Consider the following 22,491-nt stretch of genomic DNA (forward strand, 5'->3'; position numbering starts at 1 on the left):
CCGGTCAAAACCGAGGGCTGGATTAGCAAAAACCGCCCCGAAGAAGCAACGGAGACAGTTTGCATGACCAAAAATGGGAAACGCGTGGCCTGGGTCACCGGCGGCGGCAGCGGGATCGGGGAGGCCGGCGCCGAGGCGTTGGCTGCCGACGGCTGGACGGTGGTGGTTTCGGGCAGGCGCAAAGACGCCCTGGATACCGTGGTTGCGAAGATCACCAAGGCGGGCGGGGTGGCTGAAGCCATCGCGCTGGACGTGTCTAACGCCGCCGAGGCCCAGAAGGCGGCCGATCAGATCGTCGCGAAGCACGGCCGCATCGACCTGCTCGTGAACAATGCCGGCATCAATGTCCCCAAGCGCAGCTGGAAAGACATGGAACTGGACGGCTGGGACAAGCTGGTCCAGGTCAATCTCAATGGCGTGCTCTATTGCATGCGCGCGGTGCTGCCGACGATGCGCAAGCAGCAGGACGGCTCGATCATCAACGTCTCGTCCTGGGCCGGCCGTCACGTCTCGAAGATGCCGGGCCCGGCCTACACCACGACCAAGCATGCGGTGCTGGCGCTGACCCATTCCTTCAACATGGACGAATGCGTCAACGGCCTGCGCGCCTGCTGCCTGATGCCGGGCGAGGTCGCGACCCCAATCCTGAAGCTGCGTCCGGTGGTGCCGAGCGAGGAAGAGCAGGCCAAGATGCTGCAGTCCGAAGATCTCGGCCGCACCATCGCGTTCATCGCCTCGATGCCGCCGCGCGTGTGCATCAACGAGCTCCTGATCAGCCCGACGCATAATCGCGGGTTCATCCAGACGCCGAACAACAGGGATTAGTCGTTCGTAGCCCGGATGGAGCGAAGCGCAATCCGGGACAAGTCGACCCGTATGCGACAGCCCCGGATTATGCTTCGCTCCATCCGGGCTACATCTTCACCCCCCACACGAACACGCCGCCCCATAGTTTCACCCATCACAATAAATTATTCCTCGAAACCCCCAAGCGAACCCTCCCGTAGTTCGGCCAACGACGCGCTGCTGCTTCACGTCAAACTGTCGCGGACGCCGTTGTTGCCCCAACGCAAAGGCCGGCCATCGCCGGTCATCATCGAAATCGGGAGTTTCTCCATGTCGAAGCGCATTGCCTATATCACCGCTGCTGCCTTCAGCGCCCTGGCTATCACCGCGACCGTCATCGCACCCGCCCGTGCCGAGGAAAAGACCGTCATGGTCGGCGGCGCCGCGATGTTCCCCTCGAAGAACATCGTCCAGAACGCCGTCAATTCGAAGGATCACACCACGCTGGTGGCGGCAGTGAAGGCGGCCGGCCTGGTGCCGACCCTGGAAGGAAAGGGCCCGTTCACGGTGTTCGCGCCGACCAATGCCGCCTTCGGCAAGCTGCCCGCTGGCACCGTCGACAATCTGGTCAAGCCCGAGAACAAGGCGACCCTGACCAAGATCCTCACCTACCATGTCGTGCCCGGCAAGCTCGAGGCCTCCGACCTCACCGATGGCAAGAAGCTGAAGACGGCCGAAGGCGAGGAACTCACCGTCAAGAAGCAGGACGGCAAGGTCTGGATCGTCGACGCCAAGGGCGGCACCTCGATGGTGACAATCTCCAACGTCAACCAGTCGAACGGCGTGATCCATGTGGTCGACACCGTGCTGATGCCGGCGACGTAACACCTGATACCCCGTTTCATCCCCGGAGGATGCGGCGAAACAGCGAGCCGGGGAGCCCCGGCTCGCTTTATTGTGACCACCATAGCCGGCAGGCATCGATTCGATGGCCGCCTGGTGTAACGAAAGCGGCCGGACCGGCGTATAATCGCTGACACACGACGTTCAGGACGGAACCACCATGTCGAGCCTTTCAGTGACCGACGAGGAGATCAGCGCCAAGCCCGCCAAGGCGATCCAGCCGGCCTGGGTCCGGGTCATGCACTGGACCAACGCGTTCGCCATGATCCTGATGATCATGTCGGGCTGGCAGATCTACAACGCCTCGCCGCTGTTCGACTTCCGTTTCTCCCACGACATCACGCTGGGCGGCTGGCTCGGCGGCGCGCTGCTCTGGCACTTTGCGGCGATGTGGCTGCTGATGGTGAACGGTCTCGCCTATCTCATCACCGGCTTCGCGTCCGGCCGCTTCCGCAAAAAATTGCTGCCGATCACGCCGTCAGGCGTGCTCCACGACGTCAGGGCGGCGCTGACGTTCAAGCTCGCCCATGACGATCTCACCGTCTACAATTACGTGCAGCGCGTGCTCTATGCCGGCATCATCGTCGTCGGCGTGCTGATCGTGCTCTCGGGCCTGTCGATGTGGAAGCCGGTGCAGCTGTACTACCTGGTCAAGCTGTTCGGCGATTATCCGACCGCGCGCTACGTCCATTTCTTCTGCATGGCGGCGATCTGCGCCTTCCTCGTCATTCACGTGCTGCTTGCGCTCTTGGTGCCGAAGAGCCTGCGCGCGATGATCATCGGTCGCTGATTAGGAGATCCACCATGGCCAAGCGTTCATTCCTGATCCCCGGCGTCGACAAGCGGCTGCTGATCAAGGACTCCCTCAAGGTGATGCCCGATCTCACCCGCCGCCGCTTCATCGCGGGTGGCGCCAGCATCGGTGCGCTGACGCTGCTCACCGGCTGCGACGTGGTCGATTCCTCATCCGCCGATGCGCTGCTCGCGAAGGTCTCGAAGTTCAACGACGCCGTGCAGGATTTCATCTTCAATCCTGATGCGCTGGCGCCGACCTTCCCCGAGAGCGCGATTACAAAGCCGTTCCCCTTCAACGCCTATTACGATCTCGACGACGCGCCCGATGTCTCGGCGGCGGATTGGAAGCTCGAGGTGCGCGGCCTCGTTGATAACAAGAAGTCGTGGACATTGGATGAGCTCTACAAGCTGCCGCAGTTCACGCAAATCACCCGTCACATTTGCGTCGAAGGCTGGAGCGCGATCGGCAGCTGGACCGGCACGCCCTTGCGCGATTTCCTGAAACTTGTCGGTGCCGACACGCGCGCCAAATATGTCTGGTTCCAGTGCGCCGACAAGGATGGCTACAACTCGCCCCTGGACATGCGCACCGCGCTGCATCCGCAGACGCAGATGACGTTCAAATATGCCAACGAGATTTTGCCGCGCGCCTACGGTTTTCCGATGAAGATCCGCGTGCCGACAAAGCTCGGCTTCAAGAACCCGAAATACGTGGTCTCGATGGAAGTCACCAACGACTACAAGGGCGGGTACTGGGAAGACCAGGGGTACAATTCGTTTAGCGGAAGCTGAGGCTTGCTCCGCTGCTGTAGGGTGGGCAAAGGCGCGCAGCGCCGTGCCCGCCATCTCTCTCGATCGCGAAAAATGCGTGGGCACGCTTCGCTTTGCCCACCCTACGGCACCGGTGCCTTGGCCGGCCTCACCTTCCGCTGCAGCAATGCCAGCACCGCGCCCAACGCCAGCAGCGCCGCCGACACATTGAGCGCGTAACTCAAGCTCCCCAGCGCATCGGTGATGGCGCCGACCACGATGGGCCCGAGCGTCTGGCCGACGCCGAACGATATCGTCATTGCCGCGATTGCGGTCGGCCACATCTCCGGCGGATAGTTGAAGCGCACGAAGGCGGTGGTCGAGCCGACGACAGCGAAGAAGGCGACGCCGAACACCACGGCCGAGATTCCAAGCCAGGCGGGCGAATGCCCGAGGATCGGCAAGGCAGCCCCCAGCGCGTTGGTTCCGAGGATGATGGCGGTGGCGAGACCGCCGCGATCGAGCGCGAGCACGCGGCGCCAGGCCCATGGCGTGACGAAGGCACTCATGCCGATCAGGCCCCAGAATGCCGCCTGCGCCGCGGCCCCGCCGCCGCCGTCGCGGACATAGGCGATCATGAAGGTCATGTAGGCGATGTAGCCGGCGCCGAACAGGAAGTAGGCGGCGAGATAGATGAGCACGGGAAGCACAGCGAAGGCGCCGTGGCTGCCTTCCGAAAAGCGCGCGCCGCTCTCGATCCGGACCATGAACAGCGGCACGGTCATCGCGATCGAGAGCAGCGTCATCGCCCACCATACGATCCACCATGAGCCCGGACCGAAATGCTGCAGCGTGAATGGCGCGATCAGCCCGGAGGCGAGAATGCCGATGCCGGGCCCGGCATAAAACAAGCTCAGCAGGAAATTGGCCCGCTCCGGGCGCGACTGCGCGATGGTCGCCGCCAGCGCGCCACCGGCGACGAAGCCGGCCGCAGCCCCCAGGCCCAGCACGAGGCGGGCGAGGCTCAGCGCGATGAAATTCCCCGTCAGCGCACAAGTCGCGAGCGCGGCGACGCAGGCTACGGTTCCACCGCGGATTGCAGCTGACCAGCCGACACGCTGGATCAGCCGCGACGCCAAGAGCGCGCCGATGAGGTAGCCGACGGCGTTGATGGTGTTCATGAACCCGGCCGCCGAGTAGGACCAGCCGAGGTCCTCGCGCATGTCGGGCAGCACCAGCGCATAGGCAAAGCGGCCGATGCCGAGCCCGACGGTTGCGGCCAGCGACAGGGTCAGGATCAGCCGCGCGGGATGTGCGACGGGTGGGCGGTCAGGTGCGAGCAAGGGGTACTCCGGCGATCCGCAGTGTGGCAGGCCCTGCCCGGCTTGCACAGCCGCGACGCGGCAATGGTGTCTTGCCAAGCGCGCAACGCCGCTCTAGCACTCCGGCCGAATTTCGATCTCAGAGGAAACGGATATGGCGACCCACAAATTGCTGCTGCTCCCCGGCGACGGTATCGGCCCCGAGGTGATGGGCGAGGTGAAGCGGCTGATCGATTGGCTCAATAGCGCGGGAATCGCCAAATTCGAGACCGATACGGGCCTTGTCGGCGGCTCCGCCTATGACGCCCACAAGGTGTCGATCTCCGAGGGCGACATGGCCAAGGCGATGGAAGCCGACGCCATCATCTTCGGCGCGGTCGGCGGCCCGAAATGGGACGCGGTGCCTTACGAGGTGCGCCCCGAAGCCGGCCTGCTGCGCCTGCGCAAGGATCTGGCTTTGTTCGCCAATCTCCGCCCCGCCGTCTGCTATCCGGCGCTGGCGGACGCTTCGAGCCTGAAGCGCGAGGCGGTCGAGGGCCTCGACATCGTCATCGTGCGCGAGCTCACCGGCGGCGTCTATTTCGGCGAGCCCAAGACCATCACCGATCTTGGCAACGGCCAGAAGCGCGCCATCGATACCCAGGTCTACGACACCTATGAGATCGAGCGCATCGGCCGCGTCGCCTTCGAGCTTGCGCGGAAGCGCAAGAACAAGGTGACGTCGATGGAGAAGCGCAACGTCATGAAGTCGGGCGTGCTCTGGAACGAGGTCATGACCGCGGTCCACAAGCGCGAATATCCCGACGTCACGCTCGAGCACCAGCTCGCCGATTCCGGCGGCATGATGCTGGTGAAGGCGCCGAAGCAGTTCGACGTCATAGTCACGGACAATCTGTTCGGCGACATGCTGTCCGATATCGCGGCGATGCTGACCGGCTCGCTCGGCATGCTGCCCTCGGCCTCGCTCGGCGAGGTCGACGTCAAGAGCAAGAAGCGCAAGGCGTTGTACGAGCCCGTGCACGGCTCGGCGCCTGACATTGCCGGCAAGGGCCTCGCCAACCCGATCGCGATGATCTCGTCCTTCGGCATGGCGCTGCGCTATTCCTTCGATATGGGCGCGCTCGCCGACAAGGTCGACCAGGCAATCGCGGCCGTGCTCGCCAGCGGTCTTCGTACCGCCGACATCAAGTCAGAAGGCACCACCGCTGCCTCGACCACACAGATGGGCGAAGCGATTTTGAAGGAACTGCAGAAGCTGCACGCGTAAGCGGCAGACGCAGCTCTCGTAGGGTGGGCAAAGCGCAAGCGTGCCCACCATCGGTTGTGATCAGAGAGAGATGGTGGGCACGGCGCGACGCGCCTTTGCCCACCCCAGGCACCTGTTCTCGGAGCCACCCCATGGATGCCTCAGCCCGCCCCAAGATCGCGGAAACCTTCATCCATGAAACGGTGCGCCAGCGCGAGGCGCAGATCGGGCGGCGCTGCGAGATTCTCGCCGGCACGCGCATCGAATATGCCGCGCTCGGCGATTACTCCTATCTCGGCGAATCCTGCGATGTCGCCGACGCCGTCATCGGCAAGTTTACCGCGATCGCAAACTCCGTGCGGATCGGCGCGCCCAATCATCCGATGGGCCGGCCATCACAGCATCGCTTCACCTATGTCCCCGAATATTACGAGGCGAGCGCGAGCCGTGACCGCGACTTCTTCGCCGATCGCCGCGGCGACCGCGTCATCGTCGGCAATGATGTCTGGATCGGCCACGCCGCGATCCTGCTGCCCGGTGTCACCGTCGGCGACGGTGCGGTGATCGGCGCTGGCGCCGTCGTCAGCCGCGATGTCGCGCCCTATACCATCGTCGGCGGCGTCCCCGCGCGACCCATCCGCAAGCGCTTCGATGACGCCGTTGCGGCAAGCCTGCGCCGCATCGCCTGGTGGGACTGGCCGGACGAACTCATCTTCGCGCGCCTCGCCGATTTTCGCTCCGAGGCGATCGAGGAGTTTTGCCGGCGCTATGACCCGGCGGCCAATGCGTAAACAAAAAGGCCGGGCATGAGCCCGGCCTTTTGATTCGGTCGCTGCGTCCGCTCAGTACAGCGGGAAATTCTGCGGATAGCCGCCGACATCGGCCGGGGTCGCCAGCGGCTGGCGGTCGATCGGGCGGTTGAGGTTTTCGCGGGCGAAAGAGGGATAGCCGACGGCCGGCGGGAAGGCGTAATCGCTGAACTTGCGATCGCCCGGATTGACCTCGGTGCCACCGTCGAGCCATGAGCGCTTGCTCACGTAGATACGGGTGCGGCCCTGCTGGTAGACCGCATTGGGGCCGCTCGGGCCGTAATAGTGCCGGCCGCGATCGTCAAAGCGCTGCTTGGTCTTGGTGTCGGCCGACGCCGGTGCCGCGAAGGCCACGGCCATCACGGCGCTCGCCGCAAGCAAGGTCGCCAATTTGTTCGCGGCAGAAAAATTGAAGCTCATCACGTCCCCTTCAGGCGGCAAGCCGCCAGTCGATTTCATCCCATACTAGCCCGGCCGGGGGCACTGCAACTAGGTCTATTCAGTCACACCGCGCTGGAATAATCGGGCGCGCCGGCAAAAGTTGCATGGATACCAGCCACTTGAGCTTGATGCGGATCAGAGCGCGCCGCGCAATTGCGCATTCGCCGCGCCCAGCAGCCAGTCGGCCGAGCCTTGAGACGACCCCTGGGGCTCACAGGAGCGGCGCTTCAGCTCCGCATGGGCGAACATCTCCGCCAGCTTCGGCTCGTTGCCTGAGGTCAGGAGCGTCAGCCGGTTCAGGGTACAGGCGATTGCGGCGCGCCGGGCCGGCAGGGTGTCGCCCTGGCAGGAGAAGCCGGAGATCTGCAGCGCCGGCTCCTCGTTGCGCTTGAGGTAGCCGAGGCAGGCCGGCGACCCATCCGCCGTGCCCGATGGCCGGAACAGGGCGACGGGGCCGAATTTGGTGTCGATCAGGCCGGCCTGCTCCAACGTGGTGGCCGCATCCAGGCCCATCCGGGCGGCGAGGCCTGAGGCTGCCGGACGCGTCACGTCGAATTCGTTGCCTTCCCGGTAGATCTCGAGCTCGGCCCAAGGTCTGTCGGCGGGCTTGTCGGCGTCGCCAGCCCAGCGCATGACGTCGCGGCGGCCGCCTTCGGGGTGCCTTAGAATCGTGTAAGAGGCTGTTTTCTCAGATGAATCGATCCGGCTGAGCGCGAAGGCCGGATGCGAACGGTCAGCCATAGCCCAGCTGGGCTTTGCGGTCGGCTCGTCGCTGCGCAAATCAGGCAGCTGGCCGAGCCCGGCAAGCGCGAGGATGGCAAACAAAGCCAGCACCCCCACATAGGCCAACAGGCGCGCCAGCGTGCCGACCACCTCGTCGGCGAAATTGGCGAGCGCCAGATGGATCTGGGTGGGGTTTGCGGCCGTGCCGGCCTCAGGCGACTGCATCCACGTCCCTAAGGCATGGTCCAACGTTGTCTTGAGGCCGGTTCTCGCATAGAAGCGCTGCTCTTCCTGTTTAAGCGTCAGCTTCAGGAATGGGCTTTTTCATCGGAGAGTGAACGATGGGTTACAAAGTCGCAGTCGTCGGCGCGACCGGCAATGTCGGACGGGAAATGCTCAACATCCTGGATGAGCGCAAATTCCCGGCGGACGAGGTCGTGGCGTTGGCGTCACGCCGCAGCGTCGGCGTCGAGGTCTCCTATGGCGACCGTACCCTGAAGGTCAAAGCGCTCGAGCACTACGACTTCTCCGATGTCGATATCTGCCTGATGTCGGCGGGCGGTTCGGTGTCGAAGGAATGGTCGCCGAAGATCGGCGCAGCCGGCGCTGTCGTGATCGACAATTCCTCGGCCTGGCGCATGGATCCGGACGTGCCGCTGATCGTGCCCGAGGTGAATGCCGCCGCGACCGAAGGCTTCAAGAAGAAGAACATCATCGCCAACCCGAACTGCTCGACCGCGCAGCTCGTGGTCGCGCTGAAGCCGCTGCACGACAAGGCCACCATCAAGCGCGTCGTGGTCTCGACCTACCAATCGGTGTCGGGCGCCGGCAAGGACGCGATGGACGAATTGTTCTCGCAGACCAAGGCCGTCTACACCAACAGCGAGCTGATCGCGAACAAGTTCCCCAAGCGCATCGCCTTCAACGTCATCCCCCACATCGACGTCTTCATGGAGGACGGCTACACCAAGGAAGAGTGGAAGATGATGGCGGAGACCAAGAAGATTCTTGATCCCAAGATCAAGCTCTCCGCCACCTGCGTGCGCGTGCCCGTCTTCGTCGGCCACTCCGAGGCCGTCAACATCGAGTTCGAGAATCCGATCAGCGCCGATGAAGCGCGCAACATCCTGCGGGTGGCGCCCGGCTGTCTCGTCATCGACAAGCAGGAGCCCGGCGGCTACGCGACCCCTTACGAAGCGGCCGGCGAGGACGCCACCTATATCAGCCGCATCCGTGAGGACGCGACGGTGGAGAACGGTCTCGTGCTGTGGTGCGTGTCGGACAATTTGCGCAAAGGCGCCGCGCTGAACGCGATCCAGATCGCGGAAGTGCTGATCAACCGCAAGCTGATCAGCGCGAAGAAGCAGGCGGCGTAACTCCGCTGCTTCTGTCATCGCGGAACGAAACGCGGCGGATTACGCTTCGCTAATCCGCCCTACGTCACCGAATTCGGTCTCGTAGGGTGGGCAAAGGCGCGCAGCGCCGTGCCCACGATCTTTTCCGATTGCGACAGGTGGTGGGCACGCTTCGCTTTGCCCACCCTACGAGAGCGGCGATTACACCACGCTCCGTGCGCTCTTGAATGCCTTGCTCGCCTTGTCCAGCACGAACAGCGTTCCCTCGGCGACGCCGAAATAGGCGCCGTGCAGATGCATCTGGCCGCTCTCGACGGCCTTGCGCACGAACGGGAAGGTCATCAGGTTTTCGAGGCTGCGGAACACCGCGGCCTTCTCGATGCGTTCGACGAACTGCGCCATGGTCTCGTGGTCGCGCTGCTCGACCACTTCGCCCGGCTTGATGAACATCTGCATCCATTTGCCGATGAAGTCGCCCGGCGTGAGCGGCTCGATCTTGTCGACGAAGGCGCGGATGCCGCCGCATTGCGCGTGGCCGAGGATGACGATGTGCTTCACCTTCAGCACCGTGACGGCATATTCCAGCGCGGCCGAGACGCCATGCGCGTTGGCGTCGGGCTGATAGGTCGGCACCAGATTGGCGATGTTGCGAACGACGAACAACTCGCCCGGGCCGACATCGAAGATCGCCTCGGGCGAGACGCGGCTGTCGCAACAGCCGATCACCATCACTTCGGGCGACTGTCCCTTCACCGACAGTTCGCGATAGCGGTTCTGCTCGGCCGGCAACCGGTTGGTGGCGAAGGCGTTGTAGCCGTCCAGCAAGGACTTCGGGAATGTGATCATGGCCCTATGCCTAATCATATACCGGTAGGGCGAACAAGCCTTTCGAATAGGCAGGCCAGATGGTATCGCCTCCACCTAGAACCAGTCCGAGCCGTCAGGAAGGAAGTCGCATGACCCGCCCGCGCCGCAGCCATCTGTTCATGCCCGGCTCCAACCCTCGCGCCCTTGAAAAGGCAAGAAATCTCGCCGCCGATGGCCTGATCCTCGATCTCGAAGATTCCGTCGCCCCGGACGCCAAGGCGGTGGCGCGTGATGGCATCGCCGCCGCGATCGCTGCAAAAGGGTTCGGTAAGCGCGAGATCCTGATCCGGACCAACGGCCTCGACTCCCAATGGTGGGCCGACGACGTTGCGATGGCCGCCAAGGCCTCGCCTGACGGAATCCTGGTTCCAAAAGTTTCAAGCATCGAGGATCTCCAGGCCATCGGCCGCGATCTCGCCCATCTCGGCGCCGCGCCGTCCGTGAAGGTCTGGGCGATGATCGAGACCGCGCGCGCGGTGTTGCACGCCGAGGAGCTGGCCGAGGCCGGTCGCGATCCATCGTGCCGTCTTGCGGGCTTCGTGTTCGGTCCCAACGACATCTCGCGTGAGACGCGGGTCAAGATGATGCCGGGCCGCGCCGCGATGATCCCGATGATCACGCACTGCATCCTGGCAACGCGCGCCGCGGGCCTCGAGATCCTTGACGGCCCCTATAGCGACATCGCCAATCCTGATGGCTTCGCCACCGAATGCGCGCAAGGGCGCGATCTCGGCTTCGACGGCAAGACGCTGATCCACCCTTCGCAGATCGAAGCCTGCAACGCGATCTTCACGCCGCCTGAAGAAGACATCGCGCGCGCGCGAAAGATCATCGCAGCGTTCGAGCTGCCGGAAAACGTCTCGCGCGGCGCGATCCGTCTCGACGGCGCGATGGTGGAACGCCTGCACGCCGACATGGCGCGCCGCACCATCGAGATCGCGGACGCGATCGCCGCGATGAGCAAGGGCTGAGGAGGCCGGTCTGCTTGGGGAATCTGGCCAGTGCGGAACAGGGGTCGTTTTGAGGCTTTAAACGCCGCAATGGATCGATTTGCTTGAGGCACGGCTGGGCCGGTTTCTGATCACGACCGCGCGAATATCCGCCGCGGTCGCTGCCGTTGACTTGCATAAGGTCCACGTCGCAAGGTAATCCCGGAAACACTTGAAAATACTGGGTCCAACCTGGTGTGAGGTATCCTCATGACGGCTCTTGCTGAAGTGGCTGCTCCGGCCAATCTCGTCGACGAACTTACCGCCCATGCGGTGCGCAGCATCGAGGCCGCTGATCATTCCGCGTCTCCGTTTCCCCACATCGTCTTCCGCGATTTCTTCCCCGCGGATTTCTACCGGGACATGATCCGGAGCGTGCCGACCCAGGGCTACGATCCGATCACCGGTACGGGGACACGGATGGCGCTGCGTCTCTACGGCGAAAATGTCGACAAGATCGAGCCGTCGCTGCGCCCTGCCTGGGCTGCCGTCTCGGCCATGCTGACGTCGAAGCCCGTCGAGCAGGCGATACGGAACCGGCTGCATGACGGGCTCGAGATTCGCGCCCGTGGCGACAAGGTGGCTAAGCCTGAGGATCTGACGCTGGTCGCAAAGCCGGTCGTGTATGTCGACAGGGACGGCTATCAGATCAAGCCGCATCCGGACACGCGCAAGAAGGTCGTGACGATGCAGCTCTATTGTCCGGCCGACGACAGTCAGGAAGCGCTGGGAACGACGCTCTACCAGGCATCCCTCAAGGGACTGTTTCACGTCGGCTCCTACTGCCTCGAGCCCGTGAAGACGATCCCGTTCCTGCCCAATGTCGGCTATGCCTTCGTGGTCCTGAAGGCCTATCACACCCTGACCAGGATGAGCTGGCACGGCCGTCCACAGATCCATACCGATCGTGACAGGGTCACCATTCTCAACACGTTCTACATGAACGAGAAGGTCGGATTCTGAGCGCTGGGCGCTAGAGCATGATCCGGAAAAGTGTGAAGCGGTTTTCCGAAAAGATCATGCTCAAGCAAAAAGCTAAAGCGCGATGACGATTGGACCCAATCTCATCGCGCGTCAGCGCGACGCGACCTCGGTGCGATCGAGCGATTCCAGCGTCGCGGCGTTGCCGCAATAGCCGTGATAGTTTTCGGCCGCGGTGCCGTCGGCGAGATCGCGGTCGCACTGGCCCTTGTGACCGCAGAGCGAGCAGACCCGCTCCATGTCGCGCAGCAGCAGCGGCTGTGCGCGTCCGAGTGCCTCCGCGTCGATGCCGAGCTGCTCCAGCATCTTGGGCAGTTCGTCGGCGGCATGCTTGCCGTGGCGGACCAGCTCTTCGAGATCATCAGGCGCGATCCTGAGATCGTTTGCGATCCGGTCGAACTCGGAGCGATCGAGCTGCCGCATCTCGGCCATCTCGCGGCGATGCTTCAGCCAGCTCGCGAAGGACTCGATGAGATCCTGAACGATGGGATAAGGTCTGCTTGCGGTGCTCATGGAAAGCTCCATTCGAACGTCGGAACTGGAGCGACATTAGGCACAATGATGCAGGAGCACGTTGCGCTGGATCAAATTCAACTCCCGTGTCCCGGACGCGGTGCGGCGCGTCCGGGACACGGGATGAGAGACCTCAGCGAAACCGCTCTACCGCCCAGGCGAACAGGCTGCCGGGAATCGGCGGCTGCAAGGAGCGCCCCTTGCCGGAGATGTGGAGGCCGATCACTTGGGGGTCGGTGATGATGCCGAGATAGCTCGAGGGATCGAAGAACAGCCTTGGCTCGGAATGCACCGCATAGAACGATTTCTTCGGCAACGCCTTTTGAAGATCACCTGAACGCTTGGCGAGGATGGTCAAGGCCGGCGGCCCGAAGATGGCGATGCGAAGGTCGGACAGACGCTGCGAGCCGCCGCTCAGGCGCTTGATCGCAAAGCTCAAGCGGTGGCTCAGCGACAGCCATTCCGGGGTCAGTTCCTCCTGCTCCATCAGACCCTCGAAGGCGCGAACGATCTGATGGTCCTGCGGCAGATAGAGAACGGAGTTGCCGAGCCGGCGGGATCGCTCCCAGGCAAAATAAGGCTTTGCCGGATCGATCTCGACGGGTTTGAGCAGCAGCACGTCGGCGTCGAGCCAGAGGCCGAGATTCTTCGCCATCAGCTTCATGCGGAAGAAGTCGCTGAACTGGAGCGTGGTCCAGTCGCGCCAGCTGCCGTCCGGCTGCGGCGGCCGCAAGCGTTCGGAGAAGGCGTGCGGCAGGATCGCTTCGGCGTCCGCGTTCTCGATGCCAGCCGGAAGACCCGGAATGGTGTCGAAGCTATAGACCGTGACCTTGTGGCCGGCCGCCAGCTGCGAGCGCAGGCAGGTCTGGCGTAGCGTGTCCATCGGGCCATGCCAGAAGGTGACGATCTCGGGAAGCATGGCGCAGCTATACGGGATATCAGAGGCAAAGAAAAAGCCCCGGCGCTTGTCGCACCGGGGCTTCAAATGAAACTTGAGTTCAGGCCCAGGCGCGTTCGCGCTTGAGCTTCTCTTCATAGGTGTCGATCGAGGACTTCTTCTCCATCGTCAGACCGATGTCGTCGAGGCCGTTGATCAGGCAGTGCTTGCGGAACGGGTCGATCTCGAACTTGACCTTGCCGCCATCGGGCCCGCGGATCTCCTGGTTCGGCAGGTCGATCGTCAGCGTCGCGTTGGCGCCGCGCTCAGCGTCGTCGAACAGCTTGTCGAGGTCTTCCTGGGAGACGCGGATCGGCAGAATGCCGTTCTTGAAGCAGTTGTTGTAGAAGATGTCGCCGAACGAGGTCGAGATCACGCAGCGGATGCCGAAATCGAGCAGCGCCCAGGGCGCATGCTCGCGGCTCGAGCCGCAGCCGAAATTGTCGCCGGCAACCAGCACCTTCGTATTGCGATAGGCGGGCTGGTTGAGGACGAAATCCGGGTTCTCGCTGCCGTCGTCCTTGTAGCGCTGCTCGGAGAAGAGCCCCTTGCCAAGGCCGGTGCGCTTGATGGTCTTCAGGTACTGCTTCGGAATGATCATGTCGGTGTCGACATTGATGATCTTCAGCGGCGCCGCGACGCCTTCCAGCGTGGTGAACTTGTCCATCTCTAGGCTTCCCGGTTTGCAGTCAGGGGAGGGCTGTTTAGCCCGGTTGGAATACAAATCCTAGGCCGGATTCGGCAATCTTGGTCTGTCAGCTTGGCGGAGCCATGCTGTCAGGCGCAAAGCCGGTCGGCAGGCCGTCGATGCTCTTCATGTTCTTCAGGCCCCAATATTTTCGCAAATTGTTGACGCCCTGCGCCGTCCAGTAGCGGATGAGGCTGCCACGCTCTTGCTTGTAGTCGAACAGGGGCACGCCCATACCGCATGAGCTCTGCACGAGCTCGACCGAGAGGCGCACGATCTGGCGCGCTCCGGTCATGTCCTCGAACCGAGGGGCGAGCTCGGCGTATTCAGGCGAGCCACGCATGAGCGACCGCCCCTCGCCGTACAGCCGCAGGATCATCGGAGGGCCGTCGAAAGCGCAGAACAGATGGTCAACCGCTTGTCGTCGGAAGCGATCAGGTGCGCGCGGGTCTCGCTGCCGCTGCCGGTGCAGTCGAGATAGGCGACGTCGTTCTCGCCGAGCACAAGGAACGACGCCAGGCCCTTGGGAGACACGTTGATGCGTCCCTTCGGCGGGGCGCTCGCGACGAAGAAGATCTTCTGCCGCTCGATGAAAGCCCTGTGCTCGGGTTCGATCGCAGCGAATTGCTTGCCCATGTCGGTGCCGTCCTTGCTCGGCGAGAGGGCCGAGGCAAAAAGGCTAACACACCCAGGGTACCGGTTTAAGAACACAAGATATGCTGGTATAAAAACCACCATGAAACGACCAGACCCGATCGCCCCTGCTCTCTCGCTCAGCGCGTTCTTGCGGGCGCTCCGGGAGCGTCAGTCTCCGGCGGAATTCGGCCTCGCCGCCGGACCACGGCGGCGCACGCCCGGCCTCCGGCGTGAGGAGGTCGCCCAGCTCTGCGGATTGAGCGTCACCTGGTACACCTGGATCGAGCAGGGGCGCGATGTGTCGGTCTCTGCCTCGGCCCTCGCGCGCCTCGCCCGCGGATTGCGCCTGTCGCTTGCCGAGCGCGGTTATCTGTTTGAAGTCGCGGGTAAGCGCGATCCCGAGCGGCCGGGCCACAGAGACGATCCACCCGAGGAGATCCTGGCCTGCGTCGATGCGATCGATGGTCCCGCCTACATCCTCGATCGCACATGGAGCGCGCGCCGTTGGAATGCGAAAGCATCGCGGTTGTTTGCAGGATGGCTCGACGATGACGGCGAGAAAAACCTGCTGCGCTACATCTTCGTCAGGCCAGAGGCGCGAAGCCTGATCCTCGACTGGAGTTCACGTGCGCAGCGCGTCGTCGCCGAGTTCCGTGCCGCCGCGACAGCCTACTCCGACGATCCGGAAGTTCGCCGGCTGGTGGAGGAACTGAGACTGGCAAGCCCCGACTTCCAGCGCTGCTGGGAAACGCAGGGCGTCTTGGCACGCGAAGGCGGCGAACGCGCGTTCAATCATCCGACCATGGGACTGCTGCATTATCAGCAGGTGTCGCTGTCGCTCGCGGGTTGGCCCGACTATCGGCTGACGATGCTTCTGCCGGCGCCATCCCTATCCGATCGATGATTTCCTATTCGGCCTGCGCCTCGATCGCTTCCATGTCATCGTCCGAGAGGCCGAAATGGTGGCCGATCTCGTGAATCAGGACGTGGCGGAGGATATGGCCGAGGCTCTCGTCGTGCTCGGCCCAGTAGTCCAGGATCGGGCGGCGGTAGAGCCAGACCATGTTGGGCAGCCGGGCCACGTCGCCAAGGCTCTGTTGCGGCAGGCCGACGCCCTGGAATAGGCCGAGCAGGTCGAATTCGCTCTCGCATTCCATCTCGTCGAGCACGTTCTCGGTGGGGAAGTCGTCGACGCGGATGATCAGGCCCTCGCACAGCCCGCGAAACTCCGCCGGCAGGCGCTCGAAAATGTCGTGCGCCGTCACTTCCATCTCGGCCAGCGAGGGCGCTTTCAGGTCCGTCCACATGGGCTTGTCTTAGCGTGGGTTTCGCAGCGATGCATCCGGCTTTATAGGATCGCGCGGAGAGTTGACGTCGCGCGCGAAAACGAGGAGCGTACGGCGCTTCAAGGGGTTGACTGAGCCGGGTGGTGTGAAATGCGGGCAGGAACAGCGGGACTGGTTCTACTGTGCATGGGGTTGTTTTCGCTATCTGGCGTGAGCGCCCGGGCGGAGACGGCTGGCACTGTCGTCCGTATGGCCCAGGCGGTGTCGCCTGACGACGTTCCGCCGCCGCGCAGGCGGCCCCAGACGCGCCTGCGCGTCACGCCCTATTACAGCCCGGACGAGGTCTATCCGCGCTATAACCCGGGCCCCGACGCGGTGCGCGAGTGCAACGTTGCCTATGTGCAGGAACACAGGCCCAGCGGCACCGTGATCACGCCGCATATGAGCTGCTACTGGCGTCGCGGCTGATCCCGGCTCAGTGTCCGCGCAGCGCGCCGATCAGGCCGGCGCTGACAATCGCAGCGGACGCGCCATAGACCAGGATCGCCATCACGAGCTGCGTCGTTGGGCTTGCCGTGCCGCTCTCGACGCCAGGCCCCTGCGAGGCCAGTGCCGAGCTCGCGCCAAGGGCAATGCTCGCTGCGATCGCGAGGCGAGGTATTCGCAATGCTCGAAACTGTGTCATGACCGTCTCCTGCATTCGCTCGACCAGAAGATACGTACGTCGCTGACGGCTGGTTTTCATCCATAACAGATTCAGGCCCAGCGTTCCAGATTGGGCGCTTTTAACTTGCCGGCGGCCGTGTGATCCTCTCACATTGCGGGCGGAGGTCGTCATGACGAGATGGGTCGCATTGGCCGTTGCTGTCGGGCTTGCCGCGGGCGCGTCGAGCGTGTCGGCCGCGCAGAGAGTGACGAAGCTGCCGGACGCTTCCGCGGGCCGCGCGGTGTTCGATGGGCGACGGCACGTGCGATACGATGCTGCGCGCTACGTTCCGCGGCCTGATCCGCACTACTACGCGCGGCCTGTCTATTACCGTCCCTACCCTTACGGTGTGCCCGCGCCGTTCGTGCTGGGCTACGGGCCGTTCTGGTGACGCTGCTCAGCCTGCGGGCGTAAAGCCCTTCACCAGCAGCACGGTCGCTTGCGCGCCTGCCTTGCGATCGCGCGAGATGTCTTCGTAGTCGGGCGAGGTCGAGAAGGCGAGGAATGCAGCCTCGTCGGGAAACGACATCATGACAAGCTTGTCATACGGCCACGCGCCTTCGAGCACGCGCGGATGTTCGTCAGCGGCCAGCAGTCTTCCATTGAATTTCCTGAACACAACGAAGAACCGCGCCTGGTAGCGGTCATAGGCCGCGCGGTCCGTCATCTTCAACTGCGCAATCGCATAGACGGTCATCTCTCAAATTCCTCTCGGCATCGACTTGCGCGGAGCGTCGTTCATTCATGGCGCGTTCACGTCGCCGTCTCTAGTTTAATCTCGGGAGCGACTGCAAATGAACAGCGACAGCGGGACGACTACGCCGCAATGACGCTGTCCAGATTCAGGGAGACATTCCATGCTGAGGATATTGCGTCCCGGGACAAGCTCGCTGCGCTTGCTCGGGCTTGCCGCTGTGGCTGCTCTGATGTTGTCAGCAGGGATTGCGCGCCGCGCTGACGCGATGACGCCGATCAATCCGACCGCGCTACCCGCGGCGAAGGCTGCAAGCGACGACATGATGATCCAGGTCCGCCATGGCGGTGGCGGCGGTGGTGGACATTTCCATGGCGGTGGCGGACATTTCGGCGGCTTCCACGGCGGCGGAGGGCACTTCGGTGGCTTCCACGGTGGCGGTTATCGCTATGGCGGCTTCCACCGCTTTGGCGGATATGGCGGCTATCATCGCCACTGGGGTGGCTACTATCGCCCCTATTACGGCTATCGCCACTTCCACCGGCGCTATTATTACGGCGGCTATTATCCCACCTATCACTATCCGCGCCGCTGCCGGATCATCTGGACCTATTACGGCCCGCGCCGCATCTGCCACTGGCATCGTTGGCACTATCCGTACCGCTATTGGTGAGTCGAGTCGCAACGGCTGAAATGAAAAGGGCGCCTCGCGGGCGCCCTTTGCTTACCATTGCCTCACAGCCAATCCTTCAGTTTCAACGACGCCGATTTCCACCGCATCAGCGTCTCGACCTTCCACTGCTTGAGCATCGTTGGCGGCCAGCGGCTGAGCTTGGAGGTCTCCTCGGCCTCGGGCTTGGCGACGATGCGCAGCGGCGCCGCGCGCCGCCGGTGCTGGCGGGTCGCATCGCTGATCAGGTCGACATATTCAGGCTTGTTGGCCATGAGAGGTGTCCTCGCGAGATCGTCGCGAGGACACTGTCGGCGCTGCGGCTTAACAGCAATTTGCCGCGTTCGTTCAAATTGCAGGAAGCGGCTTAGCGCCAGTCCCTGACATCGACGAAGTGACCCGCGATCGCCGCCGCCGCCGCCATCGCCGGCGACACCAGATGCGTGCGGCCCTTGAAGCCCTGGCGGCCCTCGAAATTGCGGTTCGAGGTCGAGGCGCAGCGCTCTTCCGGCTTCAGCTTGTCCGGGTTCATGGCGAGGCACATCGAGCAGCCGGGCTCGCGCCATTCGAAGCCGGCCTTGATGAAGATCTTGTCGAGACCTTCAGCTTCGGCCTGCTCCTTCACGATGCCGGAGCCCGGCACGACCATGGCGTTGACGGTGCCTGCGACCTGCTTGCCTTCGGCGATCTTGGCGGCGGCGCGCAGGTCTTCGATACGGCCGTTGGTGCACGAGCCGATGAAGACGCGGTCGAGCTTGATGTCGGTGATCTTCGTTCCCGCCGTCAGGCCCATGTACTTGAGCGCGCGATGCTTGGAGAGACGCTTGGCCTCGTCAGCGATCTTGTCAGGATCGGGCACGATGCCGGTCACCGAGATCACGTCCTCAGGGCTCGTGCCCCAGGTCACGATCGGCGGCAGTTTTGCCGCATCGAGGCGCAGCTCATGGTCGAAATGCGCGCCCTCGTCGGAGCGCAGCTTCTCCCAGTAACGCATCGCTGCGTCCCAGGCCGCGCCCTTCGGCGACTTCGGACGGTCGCGCAGGAAGTCGTAGGCCTTCTGGTCGGGCGCAACGAGGCCGGCGCGCGCGCCGCCTTCGATCGACATGTTGCAGACCGTCATGCGGCCTTCCATGCTGAGCGCTCGGATCGCATCGCCGGCATATTCCAGCACGTAGCCGGTGCCACCGGCGGTGCCGATCTCGCCGATGATGGCCAGGATGATGTCCTTGCCGGTGACGCCGTCAGGCAATTTGCCGTCGACGGTGACGCGCATGTTCTTCGCCTTCTTCTGGATCAGCGTCTGCGTCGCCAGAACGTGCTCGACCTCGGAGGTGCCGATGCCGTGCGCGAGCGCGCCGAACGCGCCATGCGTCGAGGTGTGGCTGTCACCGCAGACGATGGTGGTGCCGGGCAGCGTAAAACCCTGCTCGGGGCCGATGACGTGGACGATGCCCTGGCGCTTGTCGAACTCGTTGTAATACTCGATGCCGAATTCCTTGGCGTTCTCGGCCAGCGCCTTGATCTGCTCGATGCTTTCAGGATCGGGATTCGGCTTGGTGCGATCGGTGGTCGGCACGTTGTGGTCGACGACCGCGAGCGTCTTCTCGGGCGCGTGAACCTTGCGGCCGGTGGCGCGCAGGCCTTCGAATGCCTGCGGCGAGGTCACCTCGTGCACCAGGTGACGATCGATATAGAGCAGGCAGGTGCCGTCGTCGGCTTCGTGCACCAGATGGTCGTTCCAGATCTTGTCGTACAGGGTGGTCGGCTTGGACATGAGCTTCAGCTCCGAAGAATGTGTAAGCGGAAATGCGCGGGTGGCGCGCGGGGCAACAAAATCGTCAGCGCAGCTTTTAGGCTGCGCGCGTAAGCTCTGACGTTGCCGAGGTCGCGAAGCGTCCGAAGAACCGGCCAGGCAGCCGCGAGCGATCGTCGATGACGATGCGCTGGTGGCTCACGAAGCTGGTCAGATCTGGAAACATTCCAGGAATATATAGCAGGCCGATTTGGAAGCGCGAGTAGTTTGACGCGCACGGCTGACGCAACAAAAAAGCGCGGGGGTTTGCCCCGCGCTCTTCGAAACTCGACTGTAAGCGGAGCTTACTCGTTGACGGCCTTGGCGTGCTCGGTCTTCTCGACGATGCGCGCCGACTTGCCGCGAAGATTGCGGAGGTAATAGAGCTTGGCACGACGCACCTTGCCGCGACGCACCACCTTGATCGAGTCGATCATCGGCGACATCACCGGGAACACGCGCTCGACGCCTTCGCCGTAGGAGATCTTGCGAACGGTGAAGCTCTCGTTGAGGCCACCGCCGGAACGGCCGATGCAGACGCCTTCATAGGCCTGCACGCGGGTGCGGTCGCCTTCGACGACCTTCACGTTGACGATCACGGTGTCGCCGGGACCGAATTCGGGAATGTCCTTGCCGGCGGACAGCTTGTCGAATTGCTCTTGCTCGAGCTGCTTGATCAGGTTCATGGGTAAATCTCCATCGGCGCGCCCAGCCTTTAAGAAACGGGGGCTGCGCGAAATTCGTCTATCCAGCCATTGCGGATGTGGGCGCTCCTATAAGGCAAGCCGGAGCGTTTGTCACCCGTCTGTCTTGTTTTTTGGCGTTTTTTGGCGCCCGGGCCGATTCGGGGCTTTGGGTGGGATTTGGGCCCACAAATCAGGTCGCCGGGCCTCCGTCAGGGCCTCGGATTGCGCCCGCCGCCAGGAGGCGACCTTGGCATGATCGCCCGAGGTCAGGATCTCGGGGATCGGAACCCCCTCGAACAGCTGCGGGCGGGTGTATTGGGGGTATTCGAGCAGGCCGTCCGAAAAGCTCTCCTCGGTTCCCGAGGCTTCCTTGCCCATCACCCCCGGCAGCAGGCGGACGCAGGCGTCGATCAGCGCCATCGCGGCGATTTCGCCCCCGGACAGCACGTAATCGCCGATCGAGACCTCCTCCAGGCCGCGCGCATCGATCACCCGCTGGTCGATCCCCTCGAACCGCCCGCAGACGATGAGGGGGCCGGGGCTCCGGGCCAGCTCCACCACGCGCGCCTGGGTCAATGGCCGACCCCGCGGGCTCATGAGCAGCTTCGGCCGGTCCGGGCCGATCTCGGCGGCATCGATCGCCGCGGCCAACACATCGGCCCGCAGCACCATGCCCGGCCCGCCACCGGCCGGGGTGTCATCGACGCTGCGATGGCGATCGGTGGCGGAGGCCCGGATATCCCGCGCCTCGATCTGCCACAGGCCGGAGGCCAGCGCCCGGCCGGCCAGGCTCACGCCGAGCGGTCCCGGAAACATCTCCGGAAACAGCGTCAGCACCGTCGCGCGCCAGGGTGGGGGGTTGGTCATCAAATCTCAGCTTTCGTCGTCCCGGGGCGCTCAAAGCGCGAGCCCGGGACCCATCATCACCGCACTTCGTTTTGCGATGTCTCGGGCTACCAGCTTAGCGAAAAAATTCGGCCCGTGGTTATGGGTCGCCGCCTTCGCGGGGACGACTCGTGGATCGAGCTTCGTCCTTGTCGCCCTCGATCTCCTGCGGCAGCGCGATCACGACGCGGCCGCCTTTGAGATCGACCTCTGGCACCACGGCGTTCGTGAACGGCAGCAGCATCGTCGCGCCCTTGAGCGGCGCGATCTCGATGATGTCGCCGGCGCCGAAATTATGGATCGCGAGCACGCGGCCGAGCGCATCGCCGTCAGTGGTGACGGCGGCGAGCCCGATCAGATCGGCGTGGTAATATTCGTCCTCGTCGGTCGCGGGCAATTTGTCGCGCGCGACGTAGAGTTCGATGCCGTTGAGGCGCTCGGCCTCATCGCGGGTAGCGACGCCCTTGAAGGTCGCGACCAGATGGTCCTTCGCTTCGCGGACCTGCGCCAGCTCGAACTGGCGCTTGCCGTCCTTGGAGAGAAGCGGACCGTAGCGCTTCACGGCAAAGGGATCTTCAGTGAAGGTCCACAGCTTGACCGCACCGCGCACACCATGCGCGGCGCCGATCCGCGCGACGCAGATCAGCGCCGACATGGCCTAGCCCTTAAGCCTTCGCAGCGGCTTCGGCCTGCGCCTTGCGCTCCTTGCGCGGCACGGCCTTCTCGGGGTTGTTGCGCGCTTCGCGCTTCTTGACGCCGGCGGCGTCGAGGAAGCGGGACACGCGGTCCGACGGCTGCGCGCCCTTGGCGAGCCAGGCCTTCACCTTGTCCATGTCGAGCTTCAGGCGGGTCTCGTTGTCCTTCGGCAGCAGCGGGTTGAAGTAGCCGAGGCGTTCGATGAAGCGGCCATCGCGGGGGAAACGCGAATCGGCGACGACGACGTGATAGACGGGACGCTTCTTGGTGCCTGCGCGGGCGAGGCGGATAACGACGGACATCTAGTTCTCCTTCAAAGTACGTTTTGTTCGGTT

General features: G+C 63.7%; 29 protein-coding genes and 1 pseudogene. 13 read left to right on the plus strand and 17 right to left on the minus strand.

What is annotated here, in order from left to right:
- The first annotated feature begins 63 nt into the window (after nucleotides 1–63).
- From L6639_RS09800 to L6639_RS09815, 4 genes are all read left to right on the plus strand, one after another.
- Nucleotides 64–825 carry an SDR family oxidoreductase gene (locus L6639_RS09800; RefSeq protein WP_237861161.1) on the plus strand — a complete coding sequence of 254 codons (762 nt, stop codon included), beginning with the start codon at nucleotides 64–66 and terminating at the stop codon, nucleotides 823–825.
- Nucleotides 826–1,116: 291 nt separating this feature from the next.
- Complete coding sequence (locus L6639_RS09805; RefSeq protein ID WP_237861162.1) at nucleotides 1,117–1,671, plus strand: fasciclin domain-containing protein; 555 nt, start codon at nucleotides 1,117–1,119, stop codon at nucleotides 1,669–1,671.
- 178 nt (nucleotides 1,672–1,849) lie between these two features.
- Nucleotides 1,850–2,479 carry a cytochrome b/b6 domain-containing protein gene (locus tag L6639_RS09810; RefSeq protein ID WP_237861163.1) on the plus strand — a complete coding sequence of 210 codons (630 nt, stop codon included), beginning with the start codon at nucleotides 1,850–1,852 and terminating at the stop codon, nucleotides 2,477–2,479.
- A 14-nt stretch (nucleotides 2,480–2,493) separates the two neighbouring features.
- On the plus strand, nucleotides 2,494–3,276 hold the full coding sequence (locus tag L6639_RS09815) for a molybdopterin-binding protein (RefSeq protein WP_237861164.1): 783 nt from the start codon (nucleotides 2,494–2,496) through the stop codon (nucleotides 3,274–3,276).
- Between the two features lie 101 nt (nucleotides 3,277–3,377).
- On the opposite strand, the gene L6639_RS09820 is transcribed toward L6639_RS09815, so the two are convergent.
- Nucleotides 3,378–4,577, minus strand: coding sequence for a YbfB/YjiJ family MFS transporter (locus L6639_RS09820; RefSeq protein ID WP_237861165.1), 1,200 nt, complete (start codon nucleotides 4,575–4,577; stop codon nucleotides 3,378–3,380).
- A gap of 133 nt (nucleotides 4,578–4,710) precedes the next feature.
- On the opposite strand from L6639_RS09820, the gene leuB reads away from it, so the two are divergent.
- A complete protein-coding gene (leuB, locus tag L6639_RS09825; RefSeq protein ID WP_237861166.1) occupies nucleotides 4,711–5,823 on the plus strand; it encodes a 3-isopropylmalate dehydrogenase in 1,113 nt (370 codons plus the stop codon).
- 131 nt (nucleotides 5,824–5,954) lie between these two features.
- Nucleotides 5,955–6,593: a DapH/DapD/GlmU-related protein gene (locus tag L6639_RS09830; RefSeq protein WP_237861167.1), complete on the plus strand. Its 639-nt coding sequence runs from the start codon at nucleotides 5,955–5,957 to the stop codon at nucleotides 6,591–6,593.
- A gap of 51 nt (nucleotides 6,594–6,644) precedes the next feature.
- Here L6639_RS09830 and L6639_RS09835 read toward each other — a convergent pair whose 3' ends face one another.
- Both L6639_RS09835 and L6639_RS09840 read right to left on the minus strand, forming a co-directional pair.
- Nucleotides 6,645–7,031, minus strand: a complete 387-nt coding sequence (locus L6639_RS09835; protein WP_237861168.1) for a hypothetical protein — start codon at nucleotides 7,029–7,031, stop codon at nucleotides 6,645–6,647.
- Nucleotides 7,032–7,187: 156 nt separating this feature from the next.
- On the minus strand, nucleotides 7,188–8,000 hold the full coding sequence (locus tag L6639_RS09840) for a hypothetical protein (protein ID WP_237861169.1): 813 nt from the start codon (nucleotides 7,998–8,000) through the stop codon (nucleotides 7,188–7,190).
- 116 nt (nucleotides 8,001–8,116) lie between these two features.
- Between L6639_RS09840 and L6639_RS09845 the strand changes: the two genes are divergently transcribed.
- Nucleotides 8,117–9,151 (plus strand): aspartate-semialdehyde dehydrogenase, encoded by a 1,035-nt coding sequence (locus tag L6639_RS09845; RefSeq protein WP_237861170.1) that lies wholly within the window; start codon nucleotides 8,117–8,119, stop codon nucleotides 9,149–9,151.
- A 180-nt stretch (nucleotides 9,152–9,331) separates the two neighbouring features.
- Here the strand turns inward: L6639_RS09845 and L6639_RS09850 are convergent, their stop codons facing one another.
- Nucleotides 9,332–9,976 carry a carbonic anhydrase gene (locus tag L6639_RS09850; RefSeq protein ID WP_237861171.1) on the minus strand — a complete coding sequence of 215 codons (645 nt, stop codon included), beginning with the start codon at nucleotides 9,974–9,976 and terminating at the stop codon, nucleotides 9,332–9,334.
- A 110-nt stretch (nucleotides 9,977–10,086) separates the two neighbouring features.
- On the opposite strand from L6639_RS09850, the gene L6639_RS09855 reads away from it, so the two are divergent.
- Together L6639_RS09855 and L6639_RS09860 are read left to right on the plus strand one after the other, a co-directional pair.
- The gene (locus tag L6639_RS09855; protein ID WP_237861172.1) at nucleotides 10,087–10,968 is read left to right on the plus strand and encodes an HpcH/HpaI aldolase/citrate lyase family protein; all 882 of its coding nucleotides are present in this window, start codon (nucleotides 10,087–10,089) and stop codon (nucleotides 10,966–10,968) included.
- A gap of 228 nt (nucleotides 10,969–11,196) precedes the next feature.
- Complete coding sequence (locus tag L6639_RS09860) at nucleotides 11,197–11,949, plus strand: hypothetical protein (RefSeq protein ID WP_237861174.1); 753 nt, start codon at nucleotides 11,197–11,199, stop codon at nucleotides 11,947–11,949.
- Nucleotides 11,950–12,060: 111 nt separating this feature from the next.
- On the opposite strand, the gene L6639_RS09865 is transcribed toward L6639_RS09860, so the two are convergent.
- The 4 genes and pseudogenes from L6639_RS09865 to L6639_RS09880 form a co-directional block, all read right to left on the minus strand.
- The gene (locus L6639_RS09865) at nucleotides 12,061–12,480 is read right to left on the minus strand and encodes a DUF6455 family protein (RefSeq protein WP_237861175.1); all 420 of its coding nucleotides are present in this window, start codon (nucleotides 12,478–12,480) and stop codon (nucleotides 12,061–12,063) included.
- 133 nt (nucleotides 12,481–12,613) lie between these two features.
- Complete coding sequence (locus L6639_RS09870) at nucleotides 12,614–13,399, minus strand: capsular polysaccharide synthesis protein (protein ID WP_237861176.1); 786 nt, start codon at nucleotides 13,397–13,399, stop codon at nucleotides 12,614–12,616.
- 79 nt (nucleotides 13,400–13,478) lie between these two features.
- Nucleotides 13,479–14,084, minus strand: a complete 606-nt coding sequence (gene leuD, locus L6639_RS09875; protein WP_084808657.1) for a 3-isopropylmalate dehydratase small subunit — start codon at nucleotides 14,082–14,084, stop codon at nucleotides 13,479–13,481.
- An 88-nt stretch (nucleotides 14,085–14,172) separates the two neighbouring features.
- Nucleotides 14,173–14,741: pseudogene (locus L6639_RS09880) on the minus strand (pyridoxamine 5'-phosphate oxidase family protein).
- Nucleotides 14,742–14,841: 100 nt separating this feature from the next.
- On the opposite strand from L6639_RS09880, the gene L6639_RS09885 reads away from it, so the two are divergent.
- The gene (locus L6639_RS09885) at nucleotides 14,842–15,645 is read left to right on the plus strand and encodes a helix-turn-helix transcriptional regulator (protein WP_237861316.1); all 804 of its coding nucleotides are present in this window, start codon (nucleotides 14,842–14,844) and stop codon (nucleotides 15,643–15,645) included.
- Between the two features lie 4 nt (nucleotides 15,646–15,649).
- On the opposite strand, the gene L6639_RS09890 is transcribed toward L6639_RS09885, so the two are convergent.
- Entirely contained in the window at nucleotides 15,650–16,048 is a 399-nt protein-coding gene (locus L6639_RS09890) for a metallopeptidase family protein (RefSeq protein WP_237861177.1), read from the minus strand.
- Between the two features lie 165 nt (nucleotides 16,049–16,213).
- On the opposite strand from L6639_RS09890, the gene L6639_RS09895 reads away from it, so the two are divergent.
- Complete coding sequence (locus L6639_RS09895; RefSeq protein ID WP_237861178.1) at nucleotides 16,214–16,495, plus strand: hypothetical protein; 282 nt, start codon at nucleotides 16,214–16,216, stop codon at nucleotides 16,493–16,495.
- Between the two features lie 7 nt (nucleotides 16,496–16,502).
- Here the strand turns inward: L6639_RS09895 and L6639_RS09900 are convergent, their stop codons facing one another.
- A complete protein-coding gene (locus L6639_RS09900) occupies nucleotides 16,503–16,712 on the minus strand; it encodes a hypothetical protein (RefSeq protein WP_237861179.1) in 210 nt (69 codons plus the stop codon).
- 151 nt (nucleotides 16,713–16,863) lie between these two features.
- On the opposite strand from L6639_RS09900, the gene L6639_RS09905 reads away from it, so the two are divergent.
- Nucleotides 16,864–17,124, plus strand: coding sequence for a hypothetical protein (locus tag L6639_RS09905; protein WP_237861180.1), 261 nt, complete (start codon nucleotides 16,864–16,866; stop codon nucleotides 17,122–17,124).
- 6 nt (nucleotides 17,125–17,130) lie between these two features.
- On the opposite strand, the gene L6639_RS09910 is transcribed toward L6639_RS09905, so the two are convergent.
- Nucleotides 17,131–17,430, minus strand: a complete 300-nt coding sequence (locus tag L6639_RS09910; protein ID WP_237861181.1) for a DUF1330 domain-containing protein — start codon at nucleotides 17,428–17,430, stop codon at nucleotides 17,131–17,133.
- A 160-nt stretch (nucleotides 17,431–17,590) separates the two neighbouring features.
- Between L6639_RS09910 and L6639_RS09915 the strand changes: the two genes are divergently transcribed.
- The gene (locus L6639_RS09915; protein WP_237861183.1) at nucleotides 17,591–18,100 is read left to right on the plus strand and encodes a hypothetical protein; all 510 of its coding nucleotides are present in this window, start codon (nucleotides 17,591–17,593) and stop codon (nucleotides 18,098–18,100) included.
- Between the two features lie 62 nt (nucleotides 18,101–18,162).
- On the opposite strand, the gene L6639_RS09920 is transcribed toward L6639_RS09915, so the two are convergent.
- From L6639_RS09920 to rpsP, 6 genes are all read right to left on the minus strand, one after another.
- Nucleotides 18,163–18,372 (minus strand): hypothetical protein, encoded by a 210-nt coding sequence (locus tag L6639_RS09920; protein WP_237861184.1) that lies wholly within the window; start codon nucleotides 18,370–18,372, stop codon nucleotides 18,163–18,165.
- 92 nt (nucleotides 18,373–18,464) lie between these two features.
- Complete coding sequence (leuC, locus tag L6639_RS09925) at nucleotides 18,465–19,871, minus strand: 3-isopropylmalate dehydratase large subunit (protein ID WP_237861185.1); 1,407 nt, start codon at nucleotides 19,869–19,871, stop codon at nucleotides 18,465–18,467.
- Between the two features lie 323 nt (nucleotides 19,872–20,194).
- Complete coding sequence (gene rplS, locus L6639_RS09930; protein WP_092233923.1) at nucleotides 20,195–20,575, minus strand: 50S ribosomal protein L19; 381 nt, start codon at nucleotides 20,573–20,575, stop codon at nucleotides 20,195–20,197.
- 111 nt (nucleotides 20,576–20,686) lie between these two features.
- Nucleotides 20,687–21,442, minus strand: coding sequence for a tRNA (guanosine(37)-N1)-methyltransferase TrmD (gene trmD / locus L6639_RS09935; RefSeq protein WP_237861186.1), 756 nt, complete (start codon nucleotides 21,440–21,442; stop codon nucleotides 20,687–20,689).
- 118 nt (nucleotides 21,443–21,560) lie between these two features.
- Complete coding sequence (gene rimM / locus L6639_RS09940) at nucleotides 21,561–22,115, minus strand: ribosome maturation factor RimM (RefSeq protein WP_237861187.1); 555 nt, start codon at nucleotides 22,113–22,115, stop codon at nucleotides 21,561–21,563.
- 10 nt (nucleotides 22,116–22,125) lie between these two features.
- Nucleotides 22,126–22,458 carry a 30S ribosomal protein S16 gene (gene rpsP / locus L6639_RS09945; protein ID WP_057740692.1) on the minus strand — a complete coding sequence of 111 codons (333 nt, stop codon included), beginning with the start codon at nucleotides 22,456–22,458 and terminating at the stop codon, nucleotides 22,126–22,128.
- Nucleotides 22,459–22,491: the final 33 nt, after the last annotated feature.

The sequence above is a fragment of the Bradyrhizobium zhengyangense genome, assembly GCF_022012555.1.
Taxonomy (GTDB): domain Bacteria; phylum Pseudomonadota; class Alphaproteobacteria; order Rhizobiales; family Xanthobacteraceae; genus Bradyrhizobium; species Bradyrhizobium zhengyangense.